The organism is Enterobacter sp. KB-221C9, from assembly GCF_041320715.1.
GTDB lineage: Bacteria > Pseudomonadota > Gammaproteobacteria > Enterobacterales > Enterobacteriaceae > Enterobacter > Enterobacter asburiae_D.
In genome coordinates this window covers 35,266-58,321 of record NZ_JBGIWG010000018.1, presented here as the reverse complement: position 1 = coordinate 58,321, position 23,056 = coordinate 35,266, and the positions used below count along the sequence as shown (strand labels likewise).

Sequence of the window (23,056 nt, the reverse complement as noted above, 5' to 3'; positions counted from 1 at the left end):
CACGCCATAATCACTGTTTTTAAACCTGAAAAGGCGGTTAATACCATGGAGATACGCGTTTTTCGCCAGGAAGATTTCGAAGAGGTGATCACCCTTTGGGAGCGCTGCGATCTGCTGCGTCCGTGGAACGATCCGGAAATGGATATCGAACGTAAGGTGAATCACGACGTCAGCCTGTTTCTGGTCGCGGAAGTCAATGGCGAGGTTGTGGGGACGGTAATGGGCGGTTATGACGGCCACCGCGGCTCGGCCTATTATCTGGGCGTCCACCCGGAATACCGTGCCCGCGGCATCGCCAATGCGCTGCTTAATCGTCTCGAGAAGAAGCTTATCGCCCGCGGCTGCCCGAAAATCCAGATCATGGTGCGGGAAGATAACGACGTGGTGCTGGGCATGTATGAGCGTCTGGGCTATGAACACGCTGACGTGCTGACTCTGGGCAAGCGTTTGATTGAAGATGAAGAGTACTGAGATCCATCCGGCTGACTATGACGCGCAGGGCCGCGTCAGGCTGCCCTTTTTATTCTGGTGCGTTCTGCTGCTGCAGGCCCGGACCTGGGTGCTGTTTGTGATGGCCGGGGCGTCGCGCGGGCAGGGCGACACGCTGCTGAATCTTTTCTATCCCGATCACGATGCCTTCTGGCTCGGCTTGCTGCCGGGCGTACCGGCGGTGATCGCTTTTTTATGCAGCGGACGACGGCAGGCGATCCCCCGTTTTTGGCGCGCGCTTCGCTGGCTGCTGATCCTCGCCCAGGTTGCGCTGCTCTTCTGGCAGCCGGTACTCTGGTGGTACGGTGAACCGCTGACGGGCACCGGCGTTGCGCTGGTGGTTGCCGATATTGTGGCGCTGCTGTGGCTGCTGACCAACCCGCGTCTTCGCGCCTGTTTTGCGCATCAGGATGATTAATCCGGCACTTTTTGCCGATGTCGCACTCCAACAAGCGTTGATTTAACAAGAAAGGACGTTTCAATGAAATCGCTGCGTTTACTTTTATGCGCTCTTCCGCTGGCATTGACCGGCTGTTCGACGCTCTCCTCCATTAACTGGTCCGCCGCGTATCCGTGGAACTGGTTTGGCTCATCAACGGAAGTGACCGAGCAGGGCGTGGGGAAAATTACCGCCGCGACGGCGCTGGATCAGAATGCTATTCAGGATGCGCTCAGCAGCGATTACCGCCTGCGCAGCGGCATGAAAACGGAGAATGGCAATATTGTTCGCTATTACGAAGCGCTGAAGGGCGACAAGCTGGCGCTGGTGATCAACGGTGACAAAGGCACGGTAAACCGAATTGCCGTGATGGATGAAGATATTCCGACGGCGAGCGGTGTGAAGGTGGGTACGCCGTTTAGCGAACTTTATAAGCAGGCCTTTGGCAACTGCACCAGCTTGCCGTCTGACGACAAGGTCGCGGTGGAATGTAAGGCTGAAGGCAGCCAGCACATCAGCTATGTTTTCACCGGAACATGGAGCGGACCGGAGGGACTGATGCCGTCTGACGACACGCTCAAGAGCTGGAAAGTGAGCAAAATACTCTGGAAGCAGTAATTTGCGCCTGAACAATCCGCCTCGCTGAAATCCGGGTATAATACCCGCCATCAATGCCACGCTGACGTGGCATCTTTATTTCAGGAGGAGCGATGTCTCAGGTTCAGAGTGGCATTTTGCCAGAACATTGCCGCGCGGCGATTTGGATTGAAGCCAATGTTAAAGGGGACGTGGATGCCCTGCGTGCGGCCAGTAAAGCGTTTGTTGATAAGCTGGCCACCTTCCAGGCCAAATTCCCGGAAGCCCACCTCGGCGCCGTTGTTGCCTTTGGCAATAACGTCTGGCGTCAGCTGAGCGGCGGCGAAGGGGCGGAAGAGCTGAAAGACTTCATCCCTTACGGCAAAGGACTGGCGCCGGCGACCCAATACGACGTGCTGATCCACATTCTCTCCCTGCGTCACGACGTGAACTTTTCCGTTGCCCAGGCGGCGGTAGCGGCCTTTGGCGACAGCATTGAGGTGCAGGAAGAGGTTCACGGCTTCCGCTGGGTGGAAGAGCGCGATCTGAGCGGCTTCGTCGACGGGACGGAAAACCCGGCGGGCGAAGAGACGCGTCGTGACGTGGCGGTGATTAAAGACGGCGTGGACGCGGGCGGCAGCTACGTGTTCGTTCAGCGCTGGGAGCACAACCTCAAGCAGCTTAACCGCATGAGCGTGCACGACCAGGAGATGATGATTGGTCGTACTAAAGAAGCCAACGAAGAGATCGACGGCGATGACCGTCCCGTTACCTCTCACCTGACCCGCGTTGACCTCAAAGAAGACGGCAAAGGGCTGAAGATTGTTCGCCAGAGCCTGCCGTACGGTACCGCCAGCGGCACGCACGGCCTTTACTTCTGCGCCTACTGCGCGCGCCTGTATAACATTGAGCAGCAGCTGCTGAGCATGTTTGGCGATACCGACGGCAAGCGCGACGCCATGCTGCGCTTCACCAAACCGGTGACCGGCGGTTACTACTTTGCGCCGTCCGTTGAGCGTCTGCTGGCGCTGTAAAACTGCTCTCCATACGTAGGCCGGGTAAGCGTTAGCGCCACCCGGCAATTTCTCCCGTCCCCTTATTCCCTTTTCTGCTTCTAAATCACCAAACGGTATATAAAACCGTTACTCCTTTCATCCCCGTTATAAATATTATGACTATAAGATAGTCATCACATTTATAAGGGTGCGCAATGGCCGTTACTGTACTGAAAAAAGGAACTCTGGCGCTGGCAGGTTTACTGCTGGTGGCGCAGGCGCAGGCGACTGAACTGTTAAACAGTTCGTATGACGTCTCCCGCGAGCTGTTTGCCGCCCTTAATCCACCGTTCGAACAGCAGTGGGCGAAAGACAATAACGGCGACAAGCTGACCATCAAGCAGTCCCACGCCGGGTCGTCCAAGCAGGCGCTGGCGATTTTGCAGGGCCTGAAAGCGGATGTGGTGACCTACAACCAGGTGACTGACGTGCAGATCCTGCACGACAAAGGCAAGCTGCTTCCGGCCGACTGGCAGAGCCGTCTGCCGAACAACAGCTCGCCGTTCTATTCCACCATGGGCTTCCTGGTGCGTAAGGGCAACCCGAAGAATATCCACGACTGGAACGACCTGGTGCGTTCCGACGTGAAGCTGATTTTCCCGAACCCGAAAACCTCCGGCAACGCGCGTTATACCTATTTAGCGGCGTGGGGCGCGGCGGACAAGGCTGACGGTAACGATAAAGCCAAAACCGAGCAGTTCATGACCCAGTTCCTGAAAAACGTCGAAGTGTTTGATACCGGCGGCCGCGGGGCGACCACGACCTTCGCAGAACGCGGTCTCGGCGATGTGCTGATCAGCTTTGAATCGGAAGTGAATAACATCCGCAAACAGTATGAAGCGCAGGGCTTCGAGGTCGTTATCCCGAAAACCAATATCCTGGCCGAGTTCCCGGTGGCGTGGGTGGATAAAAACGTGCAGGCAAACGGCACCGAGAAAGCGGCAAAAGCCTATCTCAACTACCTGTACAGCCCGCAGGCGCAGACCATCATTACCGATTACTACTACCGCGTGAATAACCCGGACGTGATGAACAAACTGAAAGACAAATTCCCGCAGACCGCGCTGTTCCGCGTGGAAGATCATTTTGGCTCCTGGCCTGATGTGATGAAAACGCATTTTGCCAGCGGCGGTGAGTTAGACAAATTGCTGGCGGCGGGGCATAAGTAATGTTTGCAGTCTCGACAAAACGCGTGCTGCCGGGCTTTACCTTAAGCCTCGGAACCAGCCTGCTGTTCGTCTGCCTGATCCTGCTGTTGCCGCTCAGCGCGCTGGTGATGCAGCTTGCTCAGATGAGCTGGGCGCAGTACTGGGACGTGGTCACCAACCCGCAGGTGGTGGCGGCCTATAAGGTGACGCTGCTGTCGGCGTTTGTCGCCTCCGTTTTTAACGGCGTGTTTGGCCTGCTGATGGCGTGGATCTTAACCCGCTATCGCTTCCCGGGCCGCACGCTGCTTGACGCCCTGATGGATCTGCCGTTTGCGCTGCCGACGGCGGTGGCGGGCTTAACCCTCGCGTCGCTCTTCTCCGTGAACGGGCTGTACGGCGAGTGGCTGGCGAAATTTGACATCAAAGTGACCTACACCTGGCTCGGGATCGCGGTGGCGATGGCCTTTACCAGCATCCCGTTTGTGGTGCGTACCGTGCAGCCGGTGCTGGAAGAGTTGGGTCCGGAATACGAAGAAGCGGCGGAAACGCTGGGCGCCACGCGCTGGCAGAGCTTCCGTAAGGTAGTTCTGCCGGAGCTGTCTCCGGCGCTGATGGCGGGTGTCGCGCTGTCGTTTACCCGCAGCCTTGGTGAGTTCGGCGCGGTGATTTTTATCGCCGGAAACATCGCCTGGAAAACAGAAGTCACCTCGCTGATGATTTTCATCCGTTTGCAGGAGTTTGATTATCCGGCGGCGAGCGCTATTGCCTCGGTGATCCTGGCGGCCTCGCTGCTGCTGCTGTACTCGATTAACACTCTGCAAAGTCGCTTTGGTCGACGTGTGGTAGGTCACTGATGGCGGAAGTTACGCAATTGAAGCGATACGATGCACCCCGCATCAACTGGGGTAAATGGTTTCTGATTGGGGCGGGCGTGCTGGTTTCCGCCCTCATTCTCGTCGTGCCGACGGTTTATATCTTCGTTCAGGCGTTCAGCAAGGGCCTGATGCCCGCGCTGGAAAACCTGGCGAACCCGGATATGCTGCATGCCATCTGGCTGACCGTGCTGATTGCGTTGATCACCGTGCCGGTGAACCTCGTGTTCGGTACCCTGTTGGCCTGGCTGGTGACCCGCTTCAACTTCCCGGGACGTCAGCTGCTGCTAACCCTGCTGGACATTCCTTTCGCCGTCTCGCCGGTTGTGGCGGGTCTGGTGTACCTGCTCTTTTACGGCTCCAACGGCCCATTGGGCGGCTGGCTGGACGAGCATAACCTGCAGATCATGTTCGCCTGGCCGGGCATGGTGCTGGTCACCATCTTCGTAACCTGTCCGTTTGTGGTGCGTGAGCTGGTGCCGGTGATGTTGAGCCAGGGCAGCAACGAAGACGAAGCGTCGGTGCTGCTGGGCGCATCAGGCTGGCAGATGTTCCGTCGCGTGACGCTGCCGAATATCCGCTGGGCGTTGCTTTACGGCGTGGTGCTGACCAACGCCCGCGCGATTGGTGAGTTCGGTGCCGTTTCCGTCGTCTCCGGCTCTATCCGGGGTGAAACCCTGTCGCTGCCGCTACAGATTGAGCTGCTGCAGCAGGACTACAACACCATCGGCTCGTTTACTGCCGCAGCGTTGCTGACGCTGATGGCCATTTTGACCCTGTTTTTGAAGAGTGTGGTGCAGTGGCGTTTAGAAAATCAGGAAAAACGTCAGCATCAGGAGGGAAATCATGAGCATTGAGATTGCCAATATTAAGAAGTCTTTTGGTCGCACCCAGGTGCTGAATGATATCTCGCTGGATATCCCTTCCGGACAAATGGTGGCGCTGCTGGGGCCGTCTGGCTCGGGTAAAACCACGCTGCTGCGTATTATCGCCGGGCTTGAGCATCAGACCAGCGGGCACATCCGCTTCCAGGGCACCGACGTGAGCCGCCTGCATGCCCGCGATCGTAAAGTAGGTTTTGTGTTCCAGCATTACGCGCTGTTCCGCCATATGACCGTGTTCGACAACATCGCGTTTGGCCTGACCGTGCTGCCGCGTCGCGAGCGTCCGGATGCGGCAACCATTAAGGCGAAAGTGACCAAACTGCTGGAGATGGTCCAGCTGGCTCATCTGGCGGACCGTTTTCCAGCCCAGCTGTCCGGCGGGCAGAAGCAGCGCGTGGCGCTGGCGCGCGCGCTGGCCGTTGAGCCGCAAATTCTGCTGCTGGATGAACCCTTCGGCGCGCTGGATGCGCAGGTGCGTAAAGAGCTGCGCCGCTGGCTGCGCCAGCTGCATGAAGAGCTGAAGTTCACCAGCGTCTTCGTGACCCACGATCAGGAAGAGGCGATGGAAGTCGCGGATCGCGTGGTGGTCATGAGCCAGGGCAACATTGAGCAGGTTGACGAGCCGGAGCAGCTCTGGCGCGAACCGGCGACCCGCTTCGTGCTGGAGTTTATGGGCGAGGTAAACCGTCTTCAGGGCACTATTCGCGGTGGACAGTTCCACGTTGGCGCGCACCGCTGGCCGCTGGGCTATACCTCCGCGCATCAGGGGCCGGTCGATCTGTTCCTGCGTCCGTGGGAAGTGGACGTGAGCCGCCGAACCAGCCTGGATTCACCGCTGCCGGTGCAGGTGCTGGAAGCTAGCCCTAAAGGTCACTACACCCAAATGGTGGTACAGCCGCTGGGCTGGTATACCGAGCCGCTGACCGTGGTCATGCGCGACGACGTGCCGCCGCACCGGGGCGAGCGCCTGTTTGTCGGGCTGCAGCACGCCCGCATTTATCACGGGAAGGAGCGCATCGAGACGCGCGAGGATATTGCTCTGGCGGAGTCAGCCTGATAGGTTATTAGGATGTTTATCGCCCGGTGGCGCTGCGCTGACCGGGCCTACAGTTATCACTGCGTCTTGTAGGCCGGGTAAGCGAAGCGCCACCCGGCTTTTTTATTGAGTAAAAATCGTGAATACACTCGAACACACCATCGGCAACACTCCTCTGGTCAAGCTTCAGCGCATGGGGCCAGACAACGGCAGTGAAATCTGGGTCAAACTCGAAGGCAATAACCCGGCGGGGTCGGTGAAAGACCGCGCGGCGCTGTCGATGATTGTCCAGGCCGAAAAACGTGGAGAAATTAAGCCTGGCGACGTGCTGATTGAGGCCACCAGCGGCAACACCGGTATTGCCCTGGCAATGATCGCCGCGCTGAAAGGCTACCGCATGAAGCTGCTGATGCCGGACAACATGAGCCAGGAGCGCCGCGCCGCGATGCGTGCCTACGGGGCCGAGCTGATTCTGGTGACCAAAGAGCAGGGAATGGAAGGCGCGCGCGACCTGGCGTTAGAAATGGCCGAGCGCGGCGAAGGTAAGCTCCTCGATCAGTTCAACAACCCGGATAACCCTTACGCGCACTACACCACCACCGGCCCGGAAATCTGGCAGCAAACCGACGGGCGTATCACCCATTTTGTCTCCAGCATGGGCACTACCGGCACCATTACCGGGGTATCGCGTTTTCTGCGCGAGCAGGAAAAAGCCGTCACTATCGTTGGTCTGCAGCCGGAAGAGGGGAGCAGTATTCCCGGCATTCGCCGCTGGCCTGCGGAGTATATGCCCGGCATCTTTAATGCGCAGCTTGTGGACCAGGTGCTGGATCTTCACCAGCGCGAGGCGGAAAATACCATGCGTGAGCTGGCCGTGCGCGAAGGTATCTTCTGCGGCGTCAGCTCGGGCGGCGCGGTAGCGGGAGCGATTCGGGTGGCGCAGGCAAACCCGGGGGCGGTGGTGGTGGCGATTATTTGCGATCGCGGCGATCGCTATCTTTCTACCGGCGTCTTTGGTGAAGAGAGTTATTCGCAGGGGGCGGGGATTTAAGCGTCATGGAGATGATTCTATTCCGGGATAATACCCGGGCGCAGCAAACCGACATTGTCGCCGTGCAGTCGCAGGTGGTTTACGGCAGCGTGGGGAACAGCATTGCGGTTCCGAATATTCGTACCCACAGGCTGAACGTTACCGCCGTGCCGACGGTACTGTTTAGCAACACGCCGCACTACGACACGTTTTATGGTGGAGTGATCCCCGACGAGTGGTTCAGCGGCTACCTTAAGGCGCTGGAAGAGCGCGAGATCCTGCGCGAGCTTAAGGCGGTCACCACCGGCTATATGGGCAGTGCCAGCCAGATCGTTCTGCTGGCTCAGTGGCTGAAGGCGGTCAAAGCGCAGCATCCTGACCTGCTGGTGCTGGTCGACCCGGTTATCGGCGATATCGACAGCGGAATGTACGTGAAGCCCGAGATCCCGCAAGCGTATCGGGAGCACCTGCTGCCGCTGGCGCAGGGGATCACGCCAAACGTTTATGAGCTGGAAGTGTTAAGCGGCAAACCGTGCCGCACGCCGGAAAGCGCCATCGCGGCGGCGCAGGGACTGCTCTCCGACAGCCTGAAATGGGTGGCAATCACCAGCGCGCCGGTTGCCGATGACCCGGAAAACATCCACGTGGTGCTGGTGACGAATGAGGGCGTGACCGTCAGCGCGCATCCGCGCGTTGAAACCGATCTGAAAGGGACGGGCGATCTGTTCTGTTCAGAGCTGGTGAGCGGAATTGTAGAGGGGAAAACCGTTGCCGATGCTATTCGCATGGCCGGCGATCGAGTGACTGACGTGATGCTGTATACGCAGTCGAAAGGGTACGACGAGCTTATCCTCCCCGCATAAACAAAAATGGCGCCCGAAGGCGCCATTTTTCTGTGCGGCAAGAATTACTTCTTGATGCGGATAACCGGGGTTTCACCCACGGTGACGCTGCCAGACAGTTTGATCAGTTCTTTGATTTCGTCCATGTTGGAGATAACAACCGGCGTCAGGGTAGACTTGGCTTTTTCTTCCAGCAGTGGCAGATCGAATTCAATCACCGGGTCGCCAACTTTAACACGCTGGCCTTCTTCCGCGATACGTTTGAAGCCTTCGCCTTTCAGTTCAACGGTGTCGATACCGAAGTGAACGAACAGTTCGATACCGCTATCAGATTCGATAGAGAACGCATGGTTGGTTTCAAAAATTTTACCGATGGTGCCGTCAACTGGAGCAACCATTTTGTTGCCAGTTGGTTTGATAGCAATGCCATCACCAACGATTTTCTCAGCAAACACTACATCCGGCACGTCTTCGATGTTGACGATCTCGCCGGAGAGCGGAGCAACAATCTCAATAGTTCCGGAGTCTTTTTTATCATCAGAAACCAGAGATTTCAGTTTATCGAACAAACCCATGATCTTCTCCTAAGCAGTAAATTGGGCCGCATCTCGTGGATTAGCAGATTGTTTTTTCTTCAATGAACTTGTTAACCAGCGTCATTAACTCGTCCGTTGTCGGTTGAGCAAGAGCCTGCTCTGCTAATACCTTCGCATCTTCGAAGTTCGTGTTACGGATAATCTTCTTAATGCGCGGGATGGAAATGGCGCTCATAGAGAATTCGTCCAGACCCATACCCAGCAACAGAAGTGTAGCACGTTCGTCGCCTGCAAGCTCACCACACATGCCAGTCCATTTACCTTCTGCATGAGAAGCATCAATAACTTGCTTAATCAAGTTCAGTACGGACGGTGACATTGGCTGGTAGAGATGTGAAATCATATCATTACCACGGTCAACTGCCAGGGTGTACTGCGTTAAATCATTGGTGCCGATACTAAAGAAATCAACTTCTTTGGCTAAATGACGCGCAATGGTCGCCGCCGCAGGTGTTTCCACCATCACGCCGATCTCGATTGACTCGTCAAACGCTTTACCTTCGTCGCGCAGTTCCTGTTTGTAGATTTCGATCTCTTTCTTCAGTGCACGCACTTCTTCAACAGAGATGATCATCGGGAACATGATGCGCAGTTTACCGAAAGCAGAGGCACGCAGGATTGCGCGAACCTGGTCACGCAGGATCTCTTTACGATCCATCGCGATACGGATTGCACGCCAGCCCAGGAACGGGTTCTCTTCTTTCGGGAAGTTCATGTACGGCAGCTCTTTGTCGCCACCGATGTCCATGGTACGGACGATAACCGCCTGAGAGCCACACGCTTCAGCCACGGCTTTATAAGCAGCAAACTGCTCTTCTTCCGTTGGCAGCGCGTCGCGGTCCATGAACAGGAATTCTGTACGATAGAGACCTACGCCTTCCGCACCGTTGCGCTCAGCGCCATCAACGTCGCGAACGGTACCGATGTTTGCGCACACTTCTACCTGATGGCCGTCCAGGGTGATGGCCGGCAGGTCTTTCAGCTTAGCGAGTTCCGCTTTTTCAGTCGCAACCTGCTCCTGAACCGCGCGCAGTTTATCGATCTCTTCATTGGTTGGGTTGACGTAAACCAGATTGTTTACGGCATCCAGAATCAGATAGTCGCCGTTTTTCACCTGAGAGGTGACGCTACCGGTACCCACGATGGCAGGCAGTTCCAGAGAGCGCGCCATGATAGAGGTGTGGGAGGTACGGCCGCCCGCGTCGGTGATGAAACCGAGGACCTTTTTCAGGTTCAGCTGTGCGGTTTCAGACGGGGTGAGGTCAGCGGCAACCAGGATCACTTCATCCTGAATCGCGCTCAGGTCGATGATGGCCAGGCCCAGGATGTTGCGCAGCAGGCGCTTACCGATGTCACGTACGTCAGCCGCACGCTCTTTCAGGTATTCATCATCCAGTTCTTCCAGGGCAGTTGCCTGACCTTCGATAACTTCATGCGCAGCCGCGTCGGCCGTCATGCCTTTATCTTTAATCAGGGCTATGATTTCCTGCTCCAGCTCCTCATCTTCGAGCAGCATGATGTGCCCTTCGAAGATGGCTTCTTTTTCTTCACCGAAAGTTTCGCCAGCTTTAGTTTTGATTGCTTCCAGTTGCGCAGATGCCTTGGCACGACCGCTCAGAAAACGTTCAACTTCCTGATCAACCTTGTCGGCAGAAATTTTTTTCCGGTCGATGACGATCTCGTCTTCTTTCAGCAGCAGTGCTTTGCCGAAAGCGATACCCGGGGATGCTAAAATGCCTGAAATCATAACCCTACCTTACTTGTGACTGATATTTAAAAGAACCCGGAAACTTACTCGAGCTCAGCCATCAGTTTAACCAGATGCTCAACTGCTTTCTGCTCGTCTTCACCTTCTGCAGAGATGGTGACAACGGTGCCCTGAGTCAGGCCCAGAGTCTGCAGTTTGAACAGGCTTTTTGCGCTCGCGCTTTTGCCGTTGGAAGTCACAGTGATTTCAGAAGTGAAGCCTTTTGCTTCTTTAACAAACTGAGCAGCAGGGCGGGTGTGCAGACCGTTCGGAGCGGTAATGGTAACTTCTTGCTGGAACATTGTATTTCCCCAACTTATAGGTTTAGTGTTGTGGAACTAAAGTCTAGCCTGGCGACTGAACTTTAGCCTGTATTGTTAGCGCTGACGTTTCGATCGTCATTAAACATTATGCAGCGAAAGCAAGACTTGAACCAAATCATAAAATCGATTCAGCAAGGGTATTTCGTTCACTGATTAATTTCACGCATCAAAATAATTGCTGGTTTAAATACCAGACCCAACGGGGTGAAGCAATGCCAGGAGGGGCAAAAGTTTGAAGCAGGCCACAAAAAAGCACCTGAAAAGGTGCTTTTTTACGCGTTATTAACATGCTGGCACTACTGTTGCAGCTCTTTTTCGGTAAACAGATCGGCAAACAGTGCGGTGCTCAAGTAACGCTCACCCGAGGAAGGAAGGATAACCACAATATTCTTATTGGTAAAGGCTTCATCTTCCTGAAGTTTGAGCGCCGCCGCAACGGCCGCACCGGAAGAGATACCCGCCAGAATGCCTTCTTCATCCATCAGGCGACGCGCGGTAGAGATGGCTTCTTCGTTAGTGATGGTAACCACTTTATCGATCAGCTTCAGATCCAGGTTGCCCGGAATAAAGCCTGCGCCAATACCCTGGATTTTATGCGGGCCTGGTTTGAGCTCTTCACCCGCCAGTGCCTGGGTGATAACCGGTGAGTCAGTCGGCTCAACGGCAACGGTGATCAGGTCTTTTTTACCCTTTGTGCCTTTAATATAGCGTGACACGCCGGTCAGCGTACCGCCGGTACCCACGCCGGAGATAAAGACGTCAACCTGGCCGTCGGTATCTTCCCAGATTTCCGGACCGGTGGTCTTCTCGTGAATTTCCGGGTTAGCCGGGTTGCTGAACTGCTGCAGCAGAAGATATTTCGCCGGGTCGCTGGCTACAATCTCTTCGGCTTTCTGAATGGCACCCTTCATGCCCTTCGCGCCTTCGGTCAGCACCAGGTTCGCGCCCAGCGCTTTGAGCAATTTACGACGCTCGATGCTCATGGTTTCTGGCATGGTCAGCGTCAGCTTGTAGCCACGCGCGGCAGCCACATAGGCCAGAGCGATACCGGTGTTGCCGCTGGTCGGTTCCACCAGCTCAACGCCAGGCTTCAGTACGCCACGTTTTTCAGCATCCCAAATCATGTTTGCACCGATACGGCATTTTACGCTGAAGCTCGGGTTACGTGATTCTACCTTCGCCAGAATGCGTCCATTACCGATACGGTTCAGTCGAACCAGGGGCGTATGACCGATAGTCAGCGAGTTGTCTTCATAAATCTTACTCATGGCCTGTCCTTAACTGTATGAAATTGGGATACCGACCCAGCATACCTGCTAAGCAGGTAGGGGGAAGTAAGGAATTCGCATATCTATATACTGCAAGGAAATAATGGGGATCAGTATGGAATAAGGGGCGGCATAAGCCACCCCTGCTTTACACATTTTTGCATTATTTCCATAACGCGTGCTTAGCACGATAGCAGTCGACCCACATCGCCGTCGCGCCGCAGACGGCGACGGGCATGATGAACAGATTCAGGAAGGGAATCATGGTGAACAGGCTGGTCAGCGCGCCAAACTGCATATTGGCGACCTTCTGGCTGCGCAGGGCGGTGCGCATCGCTTTAAACGGCACCTTGTGGTTATCGAACGGATAATCGCAGTACTGAATAGCCAGCATCCAGGCGCTGAACAGGAACCACAGCACCGGTGCCACCGTCTGGCCAATGCCTGGCACAAAATAAAGGATAAGCAGCACAATCGCGCGGGGCAGGTACCAGGCAAACTTCTGCCACTCGCGCTTCATGATGCGTGGCAGGTCTTTCATGATCCCCAGCACGCCCGTATCCGGCGGCGTTGCGCCGGTAAGCCGCGCTTCCAGCTGTTCCGCCAGCAGACCGTTAAACGGTGCGGCTATCCAGTTCGCAATCGTCGAGAAAAAATACCCAAACACCAGCAGCACGGAGATCACCGCCACCGGCCAGAGCAGGTAGTTGAGCCACTGTAGCCAGTTTGGTACATAGCTCATCAGCGACGGGATCCAGCTCTCCAGCTTTGTGAACAGCCACCAGAACGCGCCGCCCATCAGAATAATGTTGATCAACAGCGGCAGAATGACGAAGCGTCGAATCCCCGGCAGGGAGACCAGTTTCCAGCCCTGAGAAAAATACCAGACGCCGCTGCGTGGGGGAGAAGAAGATGTTGAAACCATAGCCAGGCTGTACTCCTTTTTACACAACCAGTGGAATTGCCCGCCTATATTATCCACTTACGGGGCAATGACCAGTTCGGAAATGTTCGAAAAACCAGCAAAAAGCACGATTTCCTTCATCTTTATGCTGTGAATGCTCTGCACACACTTGCACTTGACGTAAACGGCAAATACTCTTAGTGAGTAAATGTTTGCCGTGGTGGCAAGGTGTTAGAACAACAGAGAATATAATGATGCAGGATTTGCGTCTGATATTAATCATTGTTGGCGCGATCGCCATAATCGCTTTACTGGTACATGGTTTCTGGACCAGCCGTAAAGAACGTTCCTCGATGTTTCGCGATCGCCCACTGAAGCGCATGAAGTCCAGTCGTGACGACGATGACAGTGAAGATGACATCGACGGCAGCGATGACGACGGCGTGGGTGAAGTTCGTGTTCATCGGGTCAATACTGCGCCCGGCGCAGGCCATGGGGAGCATGAAGCGCCTCGTCCTTCGCAGCACCAGTATCAACCGCCGTATGCTTCTGCACAGCCGCGCCAGCCAGCGCCGCAGCCTGTGGAAGAGCCGGTGCGCCAGCCGCCGCAACAGCCTGTCTATCAGCAGCCTGCCCAGCCGGTTCAACAGCAACCGGTGCAGCAGCCCGTGCAACAACAGCCCGTTCAGCCGGTACAACAGCCGCAGCAGCCTGTTCACGTACAGCCTGCGCCTCAGCCCGCTCCGGCACCGCACGTTGAGCCTGAGCCCGTTGTAGAGCCAGAGCCGGTTGTTGAAAAACCGCAGCGTAAAGAAGCGGTGATCATCATGAACGTGGCCGCGCATCACGGTAGCCATCTCAACGGTGACGTGCTGCTTAACAGTATTCAACAGGCAGGCTTCAAGTTTGGCGATATGAACATTTTCCATCGCCACCTGAGCCCTGACGGTAGCGGCCCGGCGCTGTTCAGCCTGGCCAACATGGTTAACCCTGGCACCTTTGATCCGGAAATGACCGGTGATTTCGTGACCCCGGGCGTGACTATCTTTATGCAGGTGCCGTCCTATGGCGACGAACTGCAAAACTTTAAGCTGATGCTGCAGTCCGCTCAGCACATCGCTGACGAAGTCGGCGGCGTGGTGCTCGACGATCAGCGTCGAATGATGACCCCGCAGAAGCTGCGCGAGTATCAGGACCGCATCCGCGAAGTTAAGGAAGCTAACGCGTAATCGTCGCGTTTACTTCGACTCCTCCTCAACCCCCGCCTGTCGGGGGTTTTTTCTCATTGATGGTGCGATATGGACTCAATCGAACAACAACTCACTGAACTGCGAACCACGCTTCGCCATCATGAATACCTCTATCATGTTATGGACGCGCCGGAAGTCCCGGATGCGGAATATGACCGCCTGATGCGCGAGCTGCGCGAGTTAGAGGCGCAACATCCAGAGCTCATCACACCGGATTCCCCCACCCAGCGCGTCGGCGCTGAGCCGCTGGGTGCCTTCAGCCAGGTGCGCCATGAGGTGCCGATGCTGTCGCTGGATAACGTCTTCGATGAAGAGAGCTTTCTGGCGTTTAACAAGCGCGTGCAGGATCGCCTGAAAAGCAGCGACTCCCTCACCTGGTGCTGCGAGCTCAAACTGGATGGCCTGGCGGTCAGTCTTCTCTACGAAAACGGCGTGCTGGTGCGCGCCGCGACGCGTGGCGACGGCACGACGGGCGAAGACATCACCACCAACGTGCGTACCATCCGCGCGATCCCGCTGAGACTGCAGGGTGACAACATTCCTGCGCGTCTGGAAGTGCGCGGCGAGGTGTTCCTGCCCCAGGCGGGCTTCGAGAAAATTAACGAAGAGGCGCGCCGCACCGGCGGGAAGGTGTTTGCTAACCCGCGTAATGCGGCGGCTGGCTCTCTGCGCCAGCTTGACCCGCGTATCACCGCGAAGCGACCGCTGACTTTCTTCTGCTACGGTGTGGGTATTCTTGAGGGGGGCGAGCTGCCGGATACGCACCTCGGGCGTCTGCTGCAGTTTAAAGCGTGGGGCCTGCCGGTGAGCAACCGCGTTCAGCTCTGCGACTCGCCGGAAGCGGTACTGGCGTTCTACCACAAGGTGGAAGAGGACCGTCCGACGCTCGGGTTTGATATCGATGGCGTCGTCATCAAGGTGAATTCACTGGCGCTGCAGGAACAGCTGGGCTTTGTGGCGCGCGCGCCGCGCTGGGCGGTGGCGTTTAAGTTCCCCGCTCAGGAGCAGATGACCTTCGTTCGCGACGTAGAGTTCCAGGTCGGCCGTACGGGGGCCATTACCCCGGTCGCCCGTCTGGAGCCCGTGCAGGTTGCGGGCGTGCTGGTGAGTAATGCCACGCTGCATAATGCCGATGAAATCGAACGCCTGGGCCTGCGCATTGGCGACAAAGTGGTGATTCGCCGCGCGGGCGACGTTATCCCGCAGGTGGTTAACGTCGTGGAGTCAGAACGCCCTGCCGAAACGCGCGAGATCGTCTTCCCGACCCACTGCCCGGTGTGCGGCTCTGACGTTGAGCGTGTGGAAGGTGAAGCGGTGGCGCGCTGTACGGGCGGCTTAATCTGTGGCGCGCAGCGTAAAGAGTCGCTGAAGCACTTCGTCTCCCGTCGGGCGATGGACGTTGACGGCATGGGCGATAAAATTATCGATCAGCTGGTTGAGAAAGAGTATGTCCACACGCCAGCGGATCTCTTCAGGCTGACGGCAGGCAAGCTGACCGGCCTGGATCGCATGGGGCCAAAGTCAGCCCAGAACGTGGTGAACGCGCTGGAAGCCGCGAAAGAGACCACCTTCGCCCGCTTCCTCTACGCGCTGGGCATTCGTGAAGTCGGTGAGGCGACGGCCGCAGGCCTGGCGGCGTACTTCGGTACGCTGGAGGCGTTGGAAAAGGCAAGCATCGATGAGCTGCAGAAAGTCCCGGATGTCGGCATCGTCGTCGCCACGCACGTCTTTAACTTCTTTGCCGAAGAGAGCAACCGTGAAGTCATCGGCAAGCTGCTGGAGGAGGGCATCAGGTGGCCCGTGCCGGTGGTGGTTAACGCCGAAGAGATCGACAGCCCGTTCGCCGGTAAAACGGTAGTCCTGACCGGCAGCCTGAGCCAGCTTTCACGCGACGATGCGAAAGCGCGTCTGGTGGCGCTGGGGGCCAAAGTGGCGGGCAGCGTGTCGAAGAAAACCGATCTGGTGATCGCCGGGGAAGCGGCGGGTTCGAAGCTGGCGAAAGCCCAGGAGCTCGGCATTGAGGTTATCGACGAAGCGGAAATGATGCGTCTGTTAGGAGAGTAACGTGGAGAAAGAACAGCTCGTTGAGATTGCCAATACGGAGATGCCGTTCGGTAAATACAAGGGCCGCAGGCTGATAGATTTGCCGGAGGAGTATCTGCTGTGGTTTGCCCGTAAGGATGAATTCCCGGCAGGGCGGCTGGGCGAGCTGATGGCTATCACGTTACTGATCAAAACCGAGGGGCTGACCCAGCTGGTTCAGCCCCTGAAGCGTCCTTAAGCCTTCGCGGCGCGGGTCTCTTCCTGCGCCAGCTTTTCGGTCTGGCGCTTGTAGCGACGCGCCAGCACCGCACAGACCATCAGCTGGATCTGATGGAAAATCATCAGCGGCAGCACCATCATCCCAATGACCGAGGTCGGGAACAGAATGTTGGCCATCGGGATACCGTTCGCCAGGCTCTTCTTCGAACCGCAGAACACAATCGTAATTTCATCCGCTTTGTTGAAGCCGCACCTGCGCGCCACAAAGACGTTTACCGCAATCACAATTGCCAGCAGAACGATGCTGACCACCACGATAAACAGCAGCGAGCCTGCACCCACCTTGTGCCAGATCCCGTTCACGACCGCTTCGCTGAAGGCGGAGTACACCACCAGCAAAATCGAGGTCTGGTCAGTTTTTGAAATCCACTTTTTATGCTTCGCCACAAACGCGCCGGTCCACGGTCGGGAAAGATGCCCCAGCACAAACGGCAGCAGCAGCTGCAGACAGATTTTGCCGACCTGCTCCAGGTTACCTTCCGCACCGTGCATGTTCATCAGCAGGCCTACCAGCAGCGGAGAGACAAAAATCCCTAACAGGCTGGAGGCGGATGCTGAACAAACGGCTGCCGCAACGTTGCCGCCTGCCAGCGAGGTAAAGGCAATGGCAGACTGCACGGTCGCGGGGAGAATGCACAGATACAGGAACCCGGTATAGAGGGCAGGGTCGACATTGACCGGTGCCCACCAGGCAAACAGTACGCCGAGTATCGGGAACAGAATGAAGGTGCTGCACATTACCCACAGGTGCAGTCGCCAGTGTCCGCCGCCTGCGATAATGGCCTCGCGGGAGAGTTTGGCACCGTGCATAAAGAACAGCAACGCGATGGCCGCCGTGGTTAGCCCTTCAAAGAACGGAACAAAACCGCCGCGTGCGGGGAAGAAGGAGGCCAGTAAAACAGTGACCACCAGGGTAAGCGTGAACGGATCAAGGATACGAAACAGTTTCATAATGACTCCTGAAATCAGATATCGCTATTGTGCTTTTTTCCATTTGAGAAATAAAATTGATTTATTGCATCCATTCATGAATGAAACAGATGAATTACTCCTTACGTCAGCTTCGTATTTTCGTCACCGTCGCCCACGCCCGCAGCTTTAGCCGGGCAGGGGAGATGATTGGCCTGAGCCAGTCGGCGGTCAGCCACAGCGTAAAAGAGCTGGAGAATCAGACCGGGGTGAAGTTGCTTGACCGCACCACGCGCGAAGTGGTGTTGACCGAAGCAGGCCAGCAGCTGGCCCTGCGCCTCGAACGACTGCTGGATGAGCTTAACAGCACGCTCAGAGACGTGGGGAGGCTGGGGCAGCAGCTTTCGGGAACCGTGCGCGTCGCGGCCAGTCAGACGATCTCTGCGCACCTTATCCCGCAGTGTATTGCCGAGGGCAGTTATCGCTACCCGGACATTGATTTTGTGCTGCATGACAGGCCGCAACAGTGGGTGCTGGAAAGCATCCGTCAGGGAGATGTGGATTTTGGTATTGTTATCGATCCCGGTCAGGTGAGCGATCTGGCGTGCGAAAGCGTACTTTCTGAGCCCTTTTTGCTGCTCTGCCGTGACGACGATCCGCTGGCCGCGTTGCCGGAGGTCAGCTGGCAGTCCCTGACGGGCGCGAACCTGGTGTTACAGGATTATGCCTCGGGCAGCCGTCCGCTGATTGATTCCGCGCTGGTGAATCAGGGCGTAAAGGCAACAATCGTGCAGGAGATTGGTCACCCGGCGACGCTGTTTCCGATGGTGGAAGCCGGCATTGGCATCAGCGTGTTGCCCGCCCTGGCGCTTCCCCTGCCGCAGGGAAGCCGACTGGCCGTCAGGCGATTAACGCCCGTTGTCGAGCGAAAGCTGATGCTGGTGCGGCGAAAAAATCGTTCACTCTCGGGGGCGGCGCAGGCTATCTGGGAAGTGGTGCGTATCCAGGCACAACGACTAACCGAAGCCCGCATACGCGACCCACTGTTTAACGCATCAGAAGATTAGATGTAGATATCAATCTGATTATTGTCTGACGGGCTGTTCACCCCTTCCACTTTGCCCAGCTTTTGATCCTGCTTCTTCTGGGCCTCTTCGGCCTGCTGGCGCTGCAGTGCGGCGAGCTGCGCCTGCAGCACTTTGATCTGGGTCTGAATAAGTTCCTGCTGCTTCTTCTTCTCATCGGTGCTGACGGGACTGTTTGCCAGTTCTTTTAACTGCTGAGTCAGCTTTTTGATCTTGTCGAGAATGCGGGTGATTTGCGCAGAGATATCGTTACTGCTCGAAGTTCCACTCGCGCCGCTGGTTTGAATCTGTTGGGTTGAAGCCTGAATGGTCGTCATACTTTTTCCTCGCGTTATAAAACAGAGGTATCGGCACCGATGGGATTAGCTTGAGCAAAACTGCTATATCTGGCAGGGAGTTGCATTGATACACAATCAGTATTGATGGTGCGATGAAAGTGTATTGGAGGCCACCAGCAGGCTGGGGATATAAGACGTAAGTCATGCGATCCCCGCTATCGCGATCTTAATCCTTAAGGAGCCTCTATGACCCTCTCGAATAATCCGTGGTACTGCGCCGACATCATTCGTGCCGCTAAGCCGAACTTCACGCCTCGCGTGGCGTTTATTCTCGGCTCTGGCCTGGGCGCGCTCGCCGACCAGATTGATGACGCCGTTTCCCTGAGCTACGAAAAGCTGCCGGGCTTCCCGGTGAGCACCGTGCATGGGCATGCCGGCGAGCTGGTGCTCGGGCATCTGGCCGGGGTGCCTGTGGCCTGCATGAAGGGGCGCGGCCATTTCTATGAAGGGCGCGGGATGACCATCATGACCGATGCAATCCGCACCTTTACGCTGCTGGGGTGCGAGCTGCTGTTTAGCACCAATGCGGCGGGCTCGCTGCGCCCGGAGGTTCAGCCAGGAAGCCTGGTTGCCCTGAGCGACCATATTAACACCATGCCGGGCACGCCGATGGTGGGGCTGAACGATGAGCGCTTTGGCGATCGTTTCTTCTCTCTGGCCAATGCTTACGACGCGGATTACCGTGCCGTTCTGCAAACCGTGGCAACGAAAGAAGGCTTCCCGCTGCATGAAGGGGTGTTTGTCTCTTATCCCGGCCCGAACTTCGAGACGGCGGCCGAGATCCGCATGATGCAGATTATCGGCGGCGATGTGGTGGGGATGTCCGTGGTGCCGGAAGTGATTTCCGCGCGCCACTGCGGCCTGAAGGTCGTGGCCGTTTCTGCAATTACCAATCTCGCCGAAGGTCTGGGTGAGGTCAAACTCTCGCATGAACAAACCCTTGCCGCCGCCGAGCTCTCCCGCCAGAACTTTATCAATCTTATCTGCGGTTTTCTTCGCCATATTGCCTGAGTAAAACAATAAAGTGGCCCGCCAGGGCCACACTGCTATAAGGAATGGGTTATGAACATCACGACTCGCTTAAAGATGATGTCCTTTATGCAATATTTTATCTGGGGGAGCTGGCTGGTTACCCTCGGCGCTTACATGATTAACACCCTACACTTTACCGGCTCCGACGTGGGCATGGTGTACAGCTCCAAAGGACTTGCCGCGATCGTTATGCCTTCGCTGGTGGGGATTATTGCCGATAAGTGGCTGCGGGCCGATCGCGCCTACATGATTTGCCACCTCGTCTGCGCCGTCGCGCTCTGCTATGCCGCGCAGGTCAATGAGCCCGGGCTGATGTTTTGGGTCATGCTGGTGAATGCGATGGCCTTCATGCCTACGATTGCGCTGTCGAACACCATTTCCTACTCCTGTCTTGAACAGGCAGGGTTGGATACGGTGAGCCATTTTCCGCGAGTGCGGGTGTATGGCACCGTGGGCTTTATTGCCGCGATGTGGGCCATAAGCCTGATGGGGGCGGAGCTGAACAACGTGCAGCTCTATATTGCGGCTGCCGCGTCCCTGCTGCTGGCGCTCTACTCTCTGACGCTACCGGCAATTCCGGTTGCGAAGACAAAATCGTCTCCGTCTCTGGCAAGCAAGCTGGGCCTCAATGCGTTTATCCTGTTTAAACAGCCCCGCATGGCGGTGTTCTTTTTATTCGCGATGCTGCTGGGCGCCGTGCTGCAGATAACCAACACGTTTGGCAGCCCCTTCCTGCATGATTTTGCGCGTAATCCGGCGTATGCAGATAGCTTTATCGTCAAATATCCGTCCATCCTGCTCTCCGTTTCGCAAATGTCGGAGGTGTTCTTCATTCTGACCATTCCGTACTTCCTCGGACGATTTGGCATTAAAGCCGTTATGCTGATGAGCATGGTGGCCTGGATGCTGCGGTTCGGGCTGTTTGCCTTTGGCGATCCGTCCGCAACGGGCTTTGTGCTGCTCATGCTCTCAATGATTGTCTACGGCTGCGCGTTCGACTTCTTCAATATTTCAGGCTCGGTATTTGTTGAACAGGAGGTCAGTGCCGATATCCGCGCCAGCGCGCAAGGGTTGTTTATGACGACCGTTAACGGTATCGGGGCGTATTTCGGATCGGTATTGAGCGGTATGGCAGTGGATTATTTCTCGGTGGATGGGGTGAAGGACTGGCAGACGATCTGGCTGGTGTTTGCGGCCTATGCCCTGGCGCTCGCGGTGGTCTTTTACTTCAGCTTTAACTACCACCACACCTGTAAAAACAGCGGGATGCGCACAGTTGCGCACTAAATTTTCCCTCCGGACGCTGAAAGGCCTTAAGGTAGGCGTATAAGTGTTATCGCCAGGATATGTTTTGATGGAACGCGTCTATCGGACCGATCTCAAGCTGCTGCGCTATTTTCTGGCCGTGGCGGAGGAACTGCATTTTGGACGGGCTGCGGCCCGTCTCAACATGTCTCAGCCGCCGTTAAGCCTGCATATTAAAGAGCTGGAAAGTCAGCTGGGCACGTTACTGTTTATTCGCCACTCGCGGAGCGTCGCGTTGACGCATGCCGGAAAAGTGCTGATGGAAGAGTCACGCCGGTTGCTCGCCAGCGCAAACCAGGCTCTGGCTCGCGTCGAGCAAATTGGTCGGGGTGAGGCAGGGCGCATTGAGCTAGGGATTGTCGGCACCGCCATGTGGAGCGAGGTGCGCACGGTGATGCGCGCTTTCCTGAAAGAGCATCCGAATGTTGATGTCGTTTTTCGCGAAAAATCGCCGGTCATGCAGATGGCGCTGCTTGAGCGCCGGGAGCTGGACGTTGGGATCTGGCGAATGGCAACGGAACCTACCGCGGGGTTTACCAGCCTGCTGTTGCGTGAGGCGGCTTTTCTGGTGGCGATGCCGGAAGATCACCGGCTGGTCAGGGAGCCTTCTATTGCGCTCGCAGAATTGCAGGACGAGTATTTTGTCACGATGCCGTCGGCCCATTCTGACTGGGCATTTTTACATCGCGTCTGCCAGCAGGCCGGTTTTTCGCCGATGATTGTGCGCGAAGCCGTTGAACCACAAACCGTGCTGGCGATGATCAGCATGGGGATGGGGATTACGCTCGCCGCAGACAGCTACGCGCAAATGCAGTGGCCGGGCGTGGTGTTCCGCCCGCTGAAAGAGCGTATACCGGCAGATTTGTATGTGGTGTATGACGAGAAGCAGGCGACGCCAGCGGTGAAGACGTTAATTGCAACACTGGTGATGTAAATCTCAGATAGCAAAAAAGCGCCTTTAGGGCGCTTTTTTACATTGGTGGGTCGTGCAGGATTCGAACCTGCGACCAATTGATTAAAAGTCAACTGCTCTACCAACTGAGCTAACGACCCGAAATGGTGGGCGATGACGGGCTCGAACCGCCGACCCCCTCCGTGTAAAGGAGATGCTCTACCAACTGAGCTAATCGCCCATTTCGGAACTACTGCGATAAGGTGAGAATGGTGGGCGATGACGGGCTCGAACCGCCGACCCCCTCCGTGTAAAGGAGATGCTCTACCAACTGAGCTAATCGCCCAATCTCAATTCTTATCTACACTGCGAGTCTACCGAAGTAGATGGTGGGTGATGACGGGCTCGAACCGCCGACCCCCTCCGTGTAAAGGAGATGCTCTACCAACTGAGCTAATCACCCCCGCTGTGTGGAGTCGCATTATAGGGAGAGTTGAAAATGAGTCAACGCATTTTCTAAAGTTTTTATTCGTTCGTCGTAAAATTAAACAAAACGATCGTGAAACGGGCTGTGGCGCATGATTTCTAAACAAAAATCGCAAACTCGGTCACGATAAAGGGATCAACATTGAGGAATCCCCCCACAGTGATAGAATATTGCCCATCGTTTTTTCCCCAGGATTTGCCGATTGCCGGCATCTTTATAACGTAAGG

General features: G+C 56.3%; 24 protein-coding genes and 4 tRNA genes. 17 read left to right on the top strand and 11 right to left on the bottom strand.

Annotated elements, in window-relative coordinates:
- Window positions 1-45 precede the first annotated feature (45 nt).
- The 10 genes from AB8846_RS20780 (at window position 46) to pdxK (ending at window position 8,392) form a co-directional block, all read left to right on the top strand.
- The gene (locus AB8846_RS20780; RefSeq protein WP_003861292.1) at window positions 46-471 is read left to right on the top strand and encodes a GNAT family acetyltransferase; all 426 of its coding nucleotides are present in this window, start codon (window positions 46-48) and stop codon (window positions 469-471) included.
- Window positions 458-907 carry a DUF2919 domain-containing protein gene (locus tag AB8846_RS20775; protein ID WP_370733575.1) on the top strand — a complete coding sequence of 150 codons (450 nt, stop codon included), beginning with the start codon at window positions 458-460 and terminating at the stop codon, window positions 905-907. The genes AB8846_RS20780 and AB8846_RS20775 overlap by 14 nt, the downstream gene beginning before the upstream one ends.
- A 63-nt stretch (window positions 908-970) precedes the next feature.
- Window positions 971-1,546, top strand: a complete 576-nt coding sequence (locus AB8846_RS20770; RefSeq protein WP_032646711.1) for an RpoE-regulated lipoprotein — start codon at window positions 971-973, stop codon at window positions 1,544-1,546.
- Window positions 1,547-1,638: 92 nt separating this feature from the next.
- Complete coding sequence (locus tag AB8846_RS20765) at window positions 1,639-2,538, top strand: Dyp-type peroxidase (protein ID WP_045355354.1); 900 nt, start codon at window positions 1,639-1,641, stop codon at window positions 2,536-2,538.
- 176 nt (window positions 2,539-2,714) lie between these two features.
- Entirely contained in the window at window positions 2,715-3,728 is a 1,014-nt protein-coding gene (locus AB8846_RS20760; protein WP_370733574.1) for a sulfate ABC transporter substrate-binding protein, read from the top strand.
- Window positions 3,728-4,561, top strand: a complete 834-nt coding sequence (gene cysT / locus AB8846_RS20755; protein WP_063143481.1) for a sulfate/thiosulfate ABC transporter permease CysT — start codon at window positions 3,728-3,730, stop codon at window positions 4,559-4,561. The genes AB8846_RS20760 and cysT overlap by 1 nt, the downstream gene beginning before the upstream one ends.
- Window positions 4,561-5,436: a sulfate/thiosulfate ABC transporter permease CysW gene (cysW, locus tag AB8846_RS20750; protein WP_370733573.1), complete on the top strand. Its 876-nt coding sequence runs from the start codon at window positions 4,561-4,563 to the stop codon at window positions 5,434-5,436. The genes cysT and cysW overlap by 1 nt, the downstream gene beginning before the upstream one ends.
- The gene (cysA, locus tag AB8846_RS20745; protein ID WP_063143482.1) at window positions 5,426-6,520 is read left to right on the top strand and encodes a sulfate/thiosulfate ABC transporter ATP-binding protein CysA; all 1,095 of its coding nucleotides are present in this window, start codon (window positions 5,426-5,428) and stop codon (window positions 6,518-6,520) included. The genes cysW and cysA overlap by 11 nt, the downstream gene beginning before the upstream one ends.
- Window positions 6,521-6,638: 118 nt before the next feature.
- On the top strand, window positions 6,639-7,550 hold the full coding sequence (gene cysM / locus AB8846_RS20740) for a cysteine synthase CysM (RefSeq protein WP_032643539.1): 912 nt from the start codon (window positions 6,639-6,641) through the stop codon (window positions 7,548-7,550).
- Window positions 7,551-7,555: 5 nt separating this feature from the next.
- A complete protein-coding gene (gene pdxK, locus AB8846_RS20735) occupies window positions 7,556-8,392 on the top strand; it encodes a pyridoxine/pyridoxal/pyridoxamine kinase (protein ID WP_023332955.1) in 837 nt (278 codons plus the stop codon).
- Between the two features lie 44 nt (window positions 8,393-8,436).
- Here the strand turns inward: pdxK and crr are convergent, their stop codons facing one another.
- From crr to cysZ, 5 genes are all read right to left on the bottom strand, one after another.
- A complete protein-coding gene (crr, locus tag AB8846_RS20730; protein WP_003861316.1) occupies window positions 8,437-8,946 on the bottom strand; it encodes a PTS glucose transporter subunit IIA in 510 nt (169 codons plus the stop codon).
- 40 nt (window positions 8,947-8,986) lie between these two features.
- A complete protein-coding gene (gene ptsI / locus AB8846_RS20725; protein WP_023332954.1) occupies window positions 8,987-10,714 on the bottom strand; it encodes a phosphoenolpyruvate-protein phosphotransferase PtsI in 1,728 nt (575 codons plus the stop codon).
- A gap of 44 nt (window positions 10,715-10,758) precedes the next feature.
- Complete coding sequence (ptsH, locus tag AB8846_RS20720) at window positions 10,759-11,016, bottom strand: phosphocarrier protein Hpr (protein WP_000487600.1); 258 nt, start codon at window positions 11,014-11,016, stop codon at window positions 10,759-10,761.
- A 317-nt stretch (window positions 11,017-11,333) separates the two neighbouring features.
- The gene (gene cysK / locus AB8846_RS20715; RefSeq protein WP_014884739.1) at window positions 11,334-12,305 is read right to left on the bottom strand and encodes a cysteine synthase A; all 972 of its coding nucleotides are present in this window, start codon (window positions 12,303-12,305) and stop codon (window positions 11,334-11,336) included.
- A 163-nt stretch (window positions 12,306-12,468) separates the two neighbouring features.
- Window positions 12,469-13,230 (bottom strand): sulfate transporter CysZ, encoded by a 762-nt coding sequence (gene cysZ / locus AB8846_RS20710; RefSeq protein WP_370733572.1) that lies wholly within the window; start codon window positions 13,228-13,230, stop codon window positions 12,469-12,471.
- 230 nt (window positions 13,231-13,460) lie between these two features.
- On the opposite strand from cysZ, the gene zipA reads away from it, so the two are divergent.
- The 3 genes from zipA to AB8846_RS20695 all read left to right on the top strand — a co-directional run bounded on the left by zipA (window position 13,461) and on the right by AB8846_RS20695 (window position 16,740).
- On the top strand, window positions 13,461-14,438 hold the full coding sequence (gene zipA, locus AB8846_RS20705; protein ID WP_370733571.1) for a cell division protein ZipA: 978 nt from the start codon (window positions 13,461-13,463) through the stop codon (window positions 14,436-14,438).
- Window positions 14,439-14,507: 69 nt separating this feature from the next.
- Window positions 14,508-16,523 carry an NAD-dependent DNA ligase LigA gene (gene ligA / locus AB8846_RS20700; RefSeq protein ID WP_370733570.1) on the top strand — a complete coding sequence of 672 codons (2,016 nt, stop codon included), beginning with the start codon at window positions 14,508-14,510 and terminating at the stop codon, window positions 16,521-16,523.
- Between the two features lies 1 nt (window position 16,524).
- The gene (locus tag AB8846_RS20695) at window positions 16,525-16,740 is read left to right on the top strand and encodes a DUF3820 family protein (RefSeq protein ID WP_003861328.1); all 216 of its coding nucleotides are present in this window, start codon (window positions 16,525-16,527) and stop codon (window positions 16,738-16,740) included.
- Here the strand turns inward: AB8846_RS20695 and AB8846_RS20690 are convergent.
- Window positions 16,737-17,732: a bile acid:sodium symporter family protein gene (locus tag AB8846_RS20690; protein WP_023332950.1), complete on the bottom strand. Its 996-nt coding sequence runs from the start codon at window positions 17,730-17,732 to the stop codon at window positions 16,737-16,739. The two genes, AB8846_RS20695 and AB8846_RS20690, sit on opposite strands and share 4 nt — an antisense overlap.
- An 89-nt stretch (window positions 17,733-17,821) precedes the next feature.
- Here AB8846_RS20690 and AB8846_RS20685 point away from each other — a divergent pair, with 89 nt between their 5' ends.
- Window positions 17,822-18,757 carry a LysR family transcriptional regulator gene (locus AB8846_RS20685; RefSeq protein ID WP_063143488.1) on the top strand — a complete coding sequence of 312 codons (936 nt, stop codon included), beginning with the start codon at window positions 17,822-17,824 and terminating at the stop codon, window positions 18,755-18,757.
- Here AB8846_RS20685 and AB8846_RS20680 read toward each other — a convergent pair.
- Window positions 18,754-19,092, bottom strand: coding sequence for a FlxA-like family protein (locus AB8846_RS20680; protein WP_032659298.1), 339 nt, complete (start codon window positions 19,090-19,092; stop codon window positions 18,754-18,756). The two genes, AB8846_RS20685 and AB8846_RS20680, sit on opposite strands and share 4 nt — an antisense overlap.
- Before the next feature lie 207 nt (window positions 19,093-19,299).
- Between AB8846_RS20680 and xapA the strand changes: the two genes are divergently transcribed.
- From xapA to AB8846_RS20665, 3 genes are all read left to right on the top strand, one after another.
- Window positions 19,300-20,124: a xanthosine phosphorylase gene (gene xapA / locus AB8846_RS20675; protein WP_024907618.1), complete on the top strand. Its 825-nt coding sequence runs from the start codon at window positions 19,300-19,302 to the stop codon at window positions 20,122-20,124.
- 51 nt (window positions 20,125-20,175) lie between these two features.
- Window positions 20,176-21,432: a nucleoside permease gene (locus AB8846_RS20670; protein WP_370733569.1), complete on the top strand. Its 1,257-nt coding sequence runs from the start codon at window positions 20,176-20,178 to the stop codon at window positions 21,430-21,432.
- 67 nt (window positions 21,433-21,499) lie between these two features.
- Entirely contained in the window at window positions 21,500-22,384 is an 885-nt protein-coding gene (locus tag AB8846_RS20665) for a LysR family transcriptional regulator (RefSeq protein WP_370733568.1), read from the top strand.
- Window positions 22,385-22,427: 43 nt separating this feature from the next.
- On the opposite strand, the gene AB8846_RS20660 is transcribed toward AB8846_RS20665, so the two are convergent.
- The 4 genes from AB8846_RS20660 to AB8846_RS20645 form a co-directional block, all read right to left on the bottom strand.
- Window positions 22,428-22,503, bottom strand: a tRNA-Lys gene (locus tag AB8846_RS20660).
- A gap of 4 nt (window positions 22,504-22,507) precedes the next feature.
- Window positions 22,508-22,583, bottom strand: a tRNA-Val gene (locus tag AB8846_RS20655).
- Window positions 22,584-22,612: 29 nt separating this feature from the next.
- Window positions 22,613-22,688 (bottom strand) — tRNA-Val (locus tag AB8846_RS20650).
- A gap of 41 nt (window positions 22,689-22,729) precedes the next feature.
- A tRNA-Val gene (locus AB8846_RS20645) sits at window positions 22,730-22,805 on the bottom strand.
- Window positions 22,806-23,056: the final 251 nt, after the last annotated feature.

What these genes read in the sequence shown, in the direction of transcription:
- xapA (WP_024907618.1), top strand. Translation starts at nt 19,300, where the DNA reads ATGACCCTCTCGAATAATCCGTGGTACTGCGCCGACATCATTCGTGCC.
- AB8846_RS20680 (WP_032659298.1), bottom strand. Translation starts at nt 19,092, where the DNA reads ATGACGACCATTCAGGCTTCAACCCAACAGATTCAAACCAGCGGCGCG.
- cysK (WP_014884739.1), bottom strand. Translation starts at nt 12,305, where the DNA reads ATGAGTAAGATTTATGAAGACAACTCGCTGACTATCGGTCATACGCCC.
- ptsI (WP_023332954.1), bottom strand. Translation starts at nt 10,714, where the DNA reads ATGATTTCAGGCATTTTAGCATCCCCGGGTATCGCTTTCGGCAAAGCA.
- AB8846_RS20685 (WP_063143488.1), top strand. Translation starts at nt 17,822, where the DNA reads ATGAATTACTCCTTACGTCAGCTTCGTATTTTCGTCACCGTCGCCCAC.
- AB8846_RS20760 (WP_370733574.1), top strand. Translation starts at nt 2,715, where the DNA reads ATGGCCGTTACTGTACTGAAAAAAGGAACTCTGGCGCTGGCAGGTTTA.
- ptsH (WP_000487600.1), bottom strand. Translation starts at nt 11,016, where the DNA reads ATGTTCCAGCAAGAAGTTACCATTACCGCTCCGAACGGTCTGCACACC.
- crr (WP_003861316.1), bottom strand. Translation starts at nt 8,946, where the DNA reads ATGGGTTTGTTCGATAAACTGAAATCTCTGGTTTCTGATGATAAAAAA.
- AB8846_RS20780 (WP_003861292.1), top strand. Translation starts at nt 46, where the DNA reads ATGGAGATACGCGTTTTTCGCCAGGAAGATTTCGAAGAGGTGATCACC.
- ligA (WP_370733570.1), top strand. Translation starts at nt 14,508, where the DNA reads ATGGACTCAATCGAACAACAACTCACTGAACTGCGAACCACGCTTCGC.
- AB8846_RS20765 (WP_045355354.1), top strand. Translation starts at nt 1,639, where the DNA reads ATGTCTCAGGTTCAGAGTGGCATTTTGCCAGAACATTGCCGCGCGGCG.
- cysW (WP_370733573.1), top strand. Translation starts at nt 4,561, where the DNA reads ATGGCGGAAGTTACGCAATTGAAGCGATACGATGCACCCCGCATCAAC.
- cysA (WP_063143482.1), top strand. Translation starts at nt 5,426, where the DNA reads ATGAGCATTGAGATTGCCAATATTAAGAAGTCTTTTGGTCGCACCCAG.
- AB8846_RS20665 (WP_370733568.1), top strand. Translation starts at nt 21,500, where the DNA reads ATGGAACGCGTCTATCGGACCGATCTCAAGCTGCTGCGCTATTTTCTG.
- zipA (WP_370733571.1), top strand. Translation starts at nt 13,461, where the DNA reads ATGATGCAGGATTTGCGTCTGATATTAATCATTGTTGGCGCGATCGCC.
- pdxK (WP_023332955.1), top strand. Translation starts at nt 7,556, where the DNA reads ATGGAGATGATTCTATTCCGGGATAATACCCGGGCGCAGCAAACCGAC.
- cysZ (WP_370733572.1), bottom strand. Translation starts at nt 13,230, where the DNA reads ATGGTTTCAACATCTTCTTCTCCCCCACGCAGCGGCGTCTGGTATTTT.
- AB8846_RS20775 (WP_370733575.1), top strand. Translation starts at nt 458, where the DNA reads ATGAAGAGTACTGAGATCCATCCGGCTGACTATGACGCGCAGGGCCGC.
- cysT (WP_063143481.1), top strand. Translation starts at nt 3,728, where the DNA reads ATGTTTGCAGTCTCGACAAAACGCGTGCTGCCGGGCTTTACCTTAAGC.
- AB8846_RS20770 (WP_032646711.1), top strand. Translation starts at nt 971, where the DNA reads ATGAAATCGCTGCGTTTACTTTTATGCGCTCTTCCGCTGGCATTGACC.
- AB8846_RS20670 (WP_370733569.1), top strand. Translation starts at nt 20,176, where the DNA reads ATGAACATCACGACTCGCTTAAAGATGATGTCCTTTATGCAATATTTT.
- AB8846_RS20690 (WP_023332950.1), bottom strand. Translation starts at nt 17,732, where the DNA reads ATGAAACTGTTTCGTATCCTTGATCCGTTCACGCTTACCCTGGTGGTC.